This is a genomic window from Pseudomonadota bacterium (assembly GCA_030859565.1).
Classification (GTDB): domain Bacteria; phylum Pseudomonadota; class Gammaproteobacteria; order JACCXJ01; family JACCXJ01; genus USCg-Taylor.
Genome location: JALZJW010000030.1, coordinates 24,234 through 32,703 on the forward strand (window position 1 = coordinate 24,234; position 8,470 = coordinate 32,703).

Annotated in this window: 7 protein-coding genes; 3 read left to right on the top strand and 4 right to left on the bottom strand. The window is 60.3% G+C overall.

The features are described 5' to 3' along the window. Positions 1-61 precede the first annotated feature (61 nt). Genes M3436_06535 through parE form a run of 3 tightly spaced genes read left to right on the top strand, consistent with a single transcriptional unit; the run spans position 62 to position 3,920 of the window. The gene (locus M3436_06535) at positions 62-1,408 is read left to right on the top strand and encodes a heterodisulfide reductase-related iron-sulfur binding cluster (protein ID MDQ3563795.1); all 1,347 of its coding nucleotides are present in this window, start codon (positions 62-64) and stop codon (positions 1,406-1,408) included. Between the two features lie 10 nt (positions 1,409-1,418). After that, a complete protein-coding gene (locus M3436_06540) occupies positions 1,419-2,003 on the top strand; it encodes a DUF3501 family protein (protein MDQ3563796.1) in 585 nt (194 codons plus the stop codon). A gap of 30 nt (positions 2,004-2,033) precedes the next feature. Continuing rightward, positions 2,034-3,920, top strand: coding sequence for a DNA topoisomerase IV subunit B (parE, locus tag M3436_06545; protein MDQ3563797.1), 1,887 nt, complete (start codon positions 2,034-2,036; stop codon positions 3,918-3,920). A gap of 61 nt (positions 3,921-3,981) precedes the next feature. On the opposite strand, the gene M3436_06550 is transcribed toward parE, so the two are convergent. The 4 genes from M3436_06550 to M3436_06565 form a co-directional block, all read right to left on the bottom strand. Continuing rightward, positions 3,982-4,383 (bottom strand): type II toxin-antitoxin system VapC family toxin, encoded by a 402-nt coding sequence (locus tag M3436_06550; protein MDQ3563798.1) that lies wholly within the window; start codon positions 4,381-4,383, stop codon positions 3,982-3,984. Positions 4,384-4,388: 5 nt separating this feature from the next. Beyond that, entirely contained in the window at positions 4,389-4,619 is a 231-nt protein-coding gene (locus M3436_06555; protein ID MDQ3563799.1) for an AbrB/MazE/SpoVT family DNA-binding domain-containing protein, read from the bottom strand. A gap of 481 nt (positions 4,620-5,100) precedes the next feature. After that, complete coding sequence (locus tag M3436_06560; GenBank protein MDQ3563800.1) at positions 5,101-7,659, bottom strand: DEAD/DEAH box helicase family protein; 2,559 nt, start codon at positions 7,657-7,659, stop codon at positions 5,101-5,103. Further along, positions 7,656-8,291, bottom strand: coding sequence for a site-specific DNA-methyltransferase (locus M3436_06565; GenBank protein ID MDQ3563801.1), 636 nt, complete (start codon positions 8,289-8,291; stop codon positions 7,656-7,658). Before M3436_06565 ends, M3436_06560 begins: the two co-directional genes overlap by 4 nt. Positions 8,292-8,470: the final 179 nt, after the last annotated feature.

An 8,470-nucleotide genomic window follows, 5' to 3' on the forward strand; every position in this document is an offset into this window, starting at 1 on the left:
TGATGGAGCCGGGCCTGTGCCCGGCTCTCGTTTCTCGTAAGACTTACCGTTGAAATATGGCATGAACGGATCGCCCGAGGATCACCGCGAGGGCAGCCTCGAAGCGCCTACGCGCCATCCGTTGGCCTGGCGGGCACCGGATTTTTACAGCGAATCCGCGCTTAATGCCGAGCTTGCGCGCGTCTTCGACGTCTGTCACGGATGCCGCAGGTGTGTGAGCCTCTGTAATGCGTTTCCTACGCTCTTTGACCTGGTCGACGGCTCGGCGACCATGGAAGTCGATGGGGTGTCAAAGGAGGACTACCGGAAGGTGGTCGAGAATTGCTACCTGTGCGATCTCTGTTTCATGACCAAATGCCCCTATGTGCCCCCGCATCCTTGGAACATCGACTTCCCGCACTTGATGTTGCGGGCCAAAGCCGCGAGCTACCAATCCGAAGGCGCGAGCGTGCGAGACAGACTCTTGTCATCCCCCGATGTCGTGGGCCGCATCGCCAGCGTGCCGGTGGTGGCTCCGATGGTAAATCGCGCTGCCGCCAACAGGTCCGTGCGGCGGGTCGCCGAGAAAACCTTGGGCGTGCATTCCCAAGCGCCTTTACCCAAATATCAGGAGCGCACCTTGAGACGGCGTATCCGTAGGCGCAAAGCAACGCCGACAGAGCCGCTCGCGACGCCGCACACCAAGGGCCGCGTGGTATTGTTTACCACCTGTTATGGGGATTACAACGAACCCGAGATCGGCGAGGATCTCATCGCCATCTTCGAGCACAATGGCGTTCCGGTGCGGGTACTCGAGCAAGAGGCGTGTTGCGGGATGCCGAAGCTGGAGCTTGGAGATCTCGGCTCGGTGGAACGCCTCGCCCAACGCAATCTCCCGGCCTTGGCGCGCTCGGCCAAGGAGGGTTGGGACCTCGTCGCTATGGTGCCCTCGTGTGTCTTGATGTTCAAGAAAGAGATCCCGCTGCTGCTACCCGAAAATCCGGATGTTCAGTGCGTCGCCGAGGCCTTTTATGACCCGTTCGAATATTTAAGCCTGCGCCACAAGGCGCGGCTTTTGGTAACAGATTTTAAAAACCCGCTGGGTAAAGTGATGTACCATGTCCCTTGTCATCAGCGCGTGCAGAACATCGGCCCCAGGACGCGGGAAATATTGAGTTTAGTGCCGGAGACGAAAGTCGAGGCCATCGAACGCTGTTCGGGGCACAACGGCACCTACGGGGTCAAGCGCGAATTTCACGAGGCCGCGGTTAAAATCGGGCGCCCCGTCGCCCATCGCGTGGCGCAAGCGGACGCCGATTATTTTACCAGTGACTGCGCGCTCGCCGCGCACCACATCGAGGCCGGATTGAATAAGCCCGTGAGGACCCTGCACCCCTTGTCGTTGTTAAGATTGGCTTACGGGATCTAGCGCACGGCCGATGCGAAAATTAGAGCGCGGCGATCTCTGGACCCTGGAGCGCTATGCCGAGGAACGCATCCGCTTCCGGGAGAAAGTAATGGCGCACAAAAAGTCGAGAAGCGTGCACCTGGGACCGCATTGCACCCTGCTCTTCGAAGACCGGATCACGATCCGATATCAAGTTCAAGAGATGCTGCGGACGGAACGGATCTTTGAACGCGCGCCCATTCAGGACGAGCTGGACGCGTACAATCCCTTGATACCCGATGGCGGAAATCTCAAGGCGACGATGATGCTGGAGTACGATGACGCCGAAGAGCGCAAGCAAGCCTTGGCGGCAATGATCGGGATCGAGGATCGGGTATGGATGCGAGTTGCGGGCTTCGAACCCGTGTTCGCGATCGCGGATGAGGACATGCAGCGCGCTACGGAAGACAAGACCTCCTCTGTGCATTTTCTCAGGTTCGAGTTTGCGCCCGCAATGCGCATTGCCCTCGGCGGCAACGCCGGACTTAGCGCCGGCATCGATCATCGCGCCTACCGGCACGCGCTGGATCCCCTGCCGGATGCGCTCCGCGCCGCCCTGATCGCGGACTTTGCTTAGGGTATTCTTGTTGCCGAGCAAACCCGGTACGTGAATCGACGCTACGATGCGGCCGACATCGAAGTCCTCATCGGACTCGATCCGGTTCGCCGCCGGCCAGGGATGTACACCGATACCTCGCGCCCCAATCATCTGATTCAAGAGGTAGTTGACAACAGCGTCGATGAGGCGATCGCGGGTTACGCCAAGCGCATCGACGTGGAGTTGCATCACGACGGGTCCGCGACCGTGACCGATGATGGCCGCGGCATGCCGGTGGATATTCACCCCGAGGAAAAAGTGAGCGGCGCCGAGGTGATCATGACGCGGCTGCACGCCGGAGGAAAGTTTTCGGGCAAAAACTATCGCTTCTCGGGTGGCTTACACGGGGTGGGGGTCTCGGTCGTCAACGCGCTGTCGCGGCGCTTGGAGCTGCGCGTGCGCCGTGACGGCCGCGAATATCAAATGACTTTCGAAGGCGGCGAAAAAAAGACCGCGCTCGAGGTCATCGGCACGGTGGGACGGCATAATACCGGAACGGCGATCCGCCTCTGGCCCGATGCGCGTTACTTCGACACCATGAAAATCGCCATCCCGCGCTTGCAGCACGTGCTGCGCGCGAAGGCGGTGCTCTGTCCGGGATTACTGATCCGGTTCGCGGACGAGGACAGTGGCGAGCACCAGGAATGGCAGTACCAAGACGGAATCACGGCCTATCTCTCGGAGGCCTTGGCCGGACGTGATCTTCTGCCGCCGCAGCCGTTTACGGGGAGTCTGGAAGGTACGCACGAGGCGGTCGATTGGGCGTTGCATTGGGTCGCGGACGAGGGCGACATCATCACCGAGAGCTATGTGAATCTTGTGCCGACGGTACAGGGCGGCACCCACGTGAACGGTCTGCGGCAAGGGCTCGCCGACGCCGTGCGGGAATTTTGTGAGTTTCGCAATCTCCTGCCGCGCGGGGTCAAGCTGGCGCCGGAAGACGTTTGGGAACGCTGTGCGTATCTGCTCTCGGTGAAGCTCGAGGAACCCCAGTTCTCCGGACAAACCAAGGAACGCTTGACCTCGCGCGCGTGCGCGGCCTTCGTTTCCGGGGTGGCGCGCGACTCTTTCAGCCTGTGGTTGCATCAGCACGTCGAAACCGGCGAGCGCATCGCGGCGCTCGCGATCGAATACGCCCAGCGGCGGCTCAAGGCGGAGCAGAAAGTCGTCCGCAAGAAGATTACCGGAGGTCCGGCGTTGCCCGGCAAGCTCGCGGACTGCACTTCCCAAGAACCGGCCCGCAGCGAGTTGTTCCTGGTCGAGGGAGATTCCGCCGGTGGCTCGGCCAAGCAGGCGCGGGACAAGGAATTCCAGGCGGTGATGCCGCTCCGCGGTAAGATCTTAAATACCTGGGAAGTGGATCCTGGCCAGGTCCTCGGTTCCCAGGAAGTACATGATATCGCTATCGCGATCGGCGTGGACCCGGGATCGCCGCGGATCGAGGGTTTGCGCTACGGGAAGATCTGCATCTTGGCGGATGCGGATTCCGACGGCCAGCACATCGCTACCTTGCTCTGCGCTCTGTTTCTACGCCATTTCCGTCCCGTGGTGGCCGCGGGGCACGTGCATGTCGCGATGCCGCCGCTCTATCGCATCGATATCGGCAAAGAGGTCTTTTACGCCCTTGACGACGAGGAGAAGCAAGGCGTACTCGATCGGATCGCCGCCGAGAAACTCAAGGGCAAGGTCAACGTGCAGCGTTTCAAGGGGCTCGGGGAGATGAATCCCTTGCAGCTTCGCGAAACCACGATGGCGCCCGAGACCCGGCGCCTGGTGCAGCTCACCCTAGCGCAAGATCACCGGAGCGACGAGCTCATGGACATGCTGCTCGGGAAAAAGCGCGCCGCCGATCGCCGCGTGTGGCTGGAGCAGAAGGGGGATCTGGCGGCGGTTTGAGAGGGCGTCGCTCGCCGCCTTCCGAGGGTTTGCATGCGGGCCGCGCGATAACCCGCGGGGGCTACGCCGGTATCGTCCAATCATTAATAGTCAAACCAGCCACGCGGCCGAAATCCCGTGTGTTGTGCGTGATCAACGTGGCCCCGATACTGACCGCATGAGCCGCGATCAGGGTATCCATAGGACCGATAGGGCGCCCCTTCTTCTCAAGAGCGGCTCGGACGATACCGCAAGTTTGTGCTGCCTTCTCATCATAGGGCAAGACTTGGAAGTCGCACAGGAATCTATCGAGCAAAGCGGTATTCGCCTTACGCCACTTACTCTTCTCTACACCGTAGCTCAATTCCGACACCGTGACTGCCGAAAGCAGTAACGGCTCCTCGGGTTGGCGAGCGAGGATGTGCTCGCGCTTTTCCGGCACTCGGTCGGTCAAAAGATAAATGCAAATGTCTGTATCTAGCATGTAGCTCACGTGGGCCAGTCTCGATGGTCGAAGGCTTCGGCTTGAGCACGATCCAGCCGGCCTTTGAACCTTCCAACCACAGCGCGGACATTACGCCAGGGGTCCGGCTTCTTAGGCATCAGAATGATGTCTTCGCCAGACTTCTCGATATAGACCTCATCGACCTTGAAGCGGAACTCCTTTGGCAGGCGCACCGCTTGACTGTGCCCGTGCGTGAAAATCTTTGCGGTCTTCATCGCTTACTCTGATGTATCTACGCTCAAGTATACACACCAACGGGACAATCTTCCATCCACACGCCGTCGTTTCCTGCGAAACTCGATTACACTATTTACGGTTGGCGCTGACAGACGCCGCAGGAACACCGCGACAATTTGCCACATAGCGCGCAGGGCGGAAGCCGTTTTTTGGTGTTTCGTCCTCGGGGCGCCAAGCAGGCAACATCCCTGTGCCTGGCTTTCCGTCCTTGTTATAGGAGCGCAAAGCGGTGCATCCGTGCACCTGGCTAATCCGCCGAATGAGTGGTGGCGATAAAATTCCATGCGGCAGATCGCCCTGGCCTGCCTGCGGCAGGCAGGCGGGCATCCGCCCTACGGGCTACGCTCGCCGCGTTCCTGATCCGCCGAGCTTGTAGAATGCGCTGAGGTAGGAAGCGCATCCTACATTGGCTCCCGCCCGACATCGACGAGGATCGGGCACTGGCCAGAGGATAAGCACTCAGCCGTCGTTCCCAACAAGCGCAGTGAGTCGTGCCTTCCATCCGTCTTCATCCACGACCTCGAATCGCATGGCCCGGCACGTCATGAATGGCACCAGTTCACTCCACTTCTTCTGCTTCGCTACATTCGTGCAAAGTGTGAAGACATCGCGCTTGTAGCCGGTATCCGTCAGCTTTCCTTCGGCGTCTTTGACGCCAGCGAGGTGTTTGCCTTTCGTCTCGACGACGAAGACCCGGTCAATTTCTGGTTCGTCGTCATCGCCGCGCGTTGTCGTGAAAATGAAATCCGCGTAGATACGGTGGGGTTGCCAGGCTTGGACGAAATAGTCGTGGCGCGAGCGGTTGCGATACCAGAAGAAGAGCTGTTCCTGCGAATCGAGAAACGTCGCGACCGAGCGCTCCAGATCGTTGAAGCCGGACGCGGGCATGTCTTCGAACAAGCTTATTTGATACGGCTTGCCGATTTCGCTGTTCGCCCGCGGCTCGCGCTCCGGGATCGTCAGCGTCTTCGGCAGTCTCCATGCGAATTCATCCGTCACGACCATGAAGCGCATCGTACCTTTCTCTAGCAATCCATGGAAAACGTGCCGCGCCAGTCGGTCGCGCTCTGCTAGCAACTGCCGGTGCATCTCGTCGAGCACGAAGACGTAGCTGTCGAGAATCCGCCGCTGGTCGTAGCGCTTGGCGAGCTTCGCGAAGACCTCGCGCGCGATCTGATTGCCGCGCCACGGATTCGGCATCACGTCGAGCAAATGGCTCGCCGCGAACGCGCAATTCGGTTCGTCGCCGCCCGCTATTTCGAGACGCTCCGCGCGTTCAAATTCGTTATCCTGCATGACCTTTTCACCGAGCCCGTGGCGGGTGTGCCGACCCGTGGTGTCTTCGTCGGGCAGTGTCAGCTTCAGCAGCGCGTCAATCTTCACCTCACCCCACGCCACACGCGCGAGAATGTCCGGCTGGTAATGCACGGGCCGCCACCCGCGGCCGTCCTTGATCATGAACGCGGGCAGCACCAGATGCTCCGCCTGCGCCTTGAAACGCTCGCGTGGGAAAATCTCGATCTCGCTGCCACGGTCCGCGCGCCCGGTTTCGTCGATGATTCGGGCCTTGAGATCGCCAAGCCCTTCCGCACCGAAGCCTGCGCGAATTTCCTTCAGGAGCGTGGCGCCCTTGCGCTGGAAGCAATAGACATAGCTCTCGTCGAGCCAGCGGTTGCCTGTCTTCTTCCCATCGGGTTGGCGCAGGATGCGGCCGACGAGCTGCGTGAGCGCGGTCTTGGAAGTCGGATTCGTCAGCACCGTGAGCACGTAGGCAAACGGGCAATCCCAACCTTCCTGCAATGCCTGCTTGGTAATGATGTAGCGGGTCGAAGCGTTCCGCGAAAGCAGCCCGCCGACATCATCCACTTCCTTTAGCTCGTCCTTCTCGCTCGTCTTGATCGCAACCATGTCCGCGGTCACGCCGTGCCGCTTATGCAGATATTCGCGCACGTCCTCCGCGTGGATGTGCTTCCCGTCGCGTTGATCCTTGCCAGTTCGCTCCACCTGAATCAAGCAAATCGGGCGAATATATTTCCCGGTCTGCGCTTCATGCTCACGCGCCTGTTCTTCGAGGAAGTCGCGCCGCTCTGCTGCCGTAAGCAGCGTCTTTTTCCAGTCGACCGACGTGTCGTTGTGCACGTGCAGGTCGAGCTTGATCATCCCCTCGCGCTCCAGCGCCGTGCCTTTCACGTCCACGAGCACGTTCGCGCTCTGCGGTGGCGTCGCCGATAGCTCCACGATCATGCACGGGTTGAACCCCTCGATCGTTTCGCGCGCCAGCGAGCTGTATGCCTTCTGGCCCTCGTCGAGGATGATCAGCGGGTGGAGCAGCCGCAGCGTGTTGCCGAGCGATGTCTTAATTTGCCGCGCGCTGAATTCGCTCACGTCAAATGTGTCGAGATTCGGCACTTCGTTCAACCGTGCGGAGTGCCCGGCATAGTCTTCCTCCGACGGAAAGAACGCATCGAAACCCCCGCTGTCCCGAAACATGCGCAACGTCTCCTTCGTCTGCCGCGCCGCCGCCGGCAGCATCAGCATGAGCACGCAGAGATTTTGTTCGATGTCTGCCGGCGTGAATTGCTGGGTGCGCTCCAGGATCAGCGTCCGCGCACCGGAAGCGTTATCGAGCGTCTGACGATAGGGATGATCGCGATCCTTCAGCGCCGCGAGCGTCTGGTTGTAAATCTGTGCCGTCGGCACGATCCACAGCACCAGCCCGCGGTTGCCCTTGCGGAAGTGCATATTCACCAGATCGACCGTTTTCGTCGCCAGCAGCGTCTTCCCGCCGCCGGTCGGAATCTTGAGGCAGAACGACGGCAGTGGCTGGCGCAGTCCATTGCGGCGCGGGAAATACTGGCCGCCTTTTACGTTCTCCCAAGTCATTGCCGGCCAATCGATCCGGAGTTCAGGATCAATCTCCCTCGCCTTCGCGTCTTTGGCGCGCAACTCCCACAGCGCCTCGAGATACACGCGCACCCCCTTCAGCGTGTCCTGTTGGTAATCCTTGAGCTGGATCATTTGCTCTGCGCCCTCTGGTAAATCTCGAACGGCAACTGGCAGAACTCGATGCCGAGCCGGTCGAGATAATCCTGATCAAGATACTTCGTCGGCGCGAAGACGAGCTTCTTGCGGTCGCTGCGCTTCGCGATCGAGCGCGCCAGGTCGAGATTCAGCGCCATGTCTTTGAGCTTCTCGATGTCCTGCTCGTACACGTCGCGCTCGCGGCTCGTGCCGATGAAGGGCGCATTCACGTTCTTCGCCTGAAACTCCTCGCCCGTGGCCGTGAAGAACACGTAGCCGGCCAGCGCCTGGTAGCTCGGCAAATCCTTGCCGTCGAGGATCGCCTGTTTGCGCAGCTCCTTGCCAAGCCGGAAATACGAAAACGTCCCGCCCAGCCCGGCGCGCAGCGCCTCGTCCTTCGCCTGCGGCACGCCCTTGATCACGCGCCGCACGCGCTCCGCCGTGATGCTCTCGCAGATGTTCTCCTTGTTCTGCTCCTGTTCCTTCGTCTCGAACGGCATCTGGCAGAGGATGAACCGGCGGTTGCCGCCATCTTCCTTGTTCAACGCCAGCACCGCGTGCGCCGTCGTCCCGCTGCCGGCAAAGCTATCGAGGATGATGGAGTCGGTGTCTGTTGCGAAGCTGAGCAAATGCTGAAGCAGCGCAGACGGCTTCGGGTACCGAAGGGGACTGCTCGACCTTTGGAAAATCTCCTTCAATTCATTCGTGCCGGCGCGACCGTCCAACTCGAAGACGCTAGCCCGCATTTCTCACCAATGTGTGGATACATGGGCTAAAGGCATTGATGAGGACATCAGAAAAGAAGGCC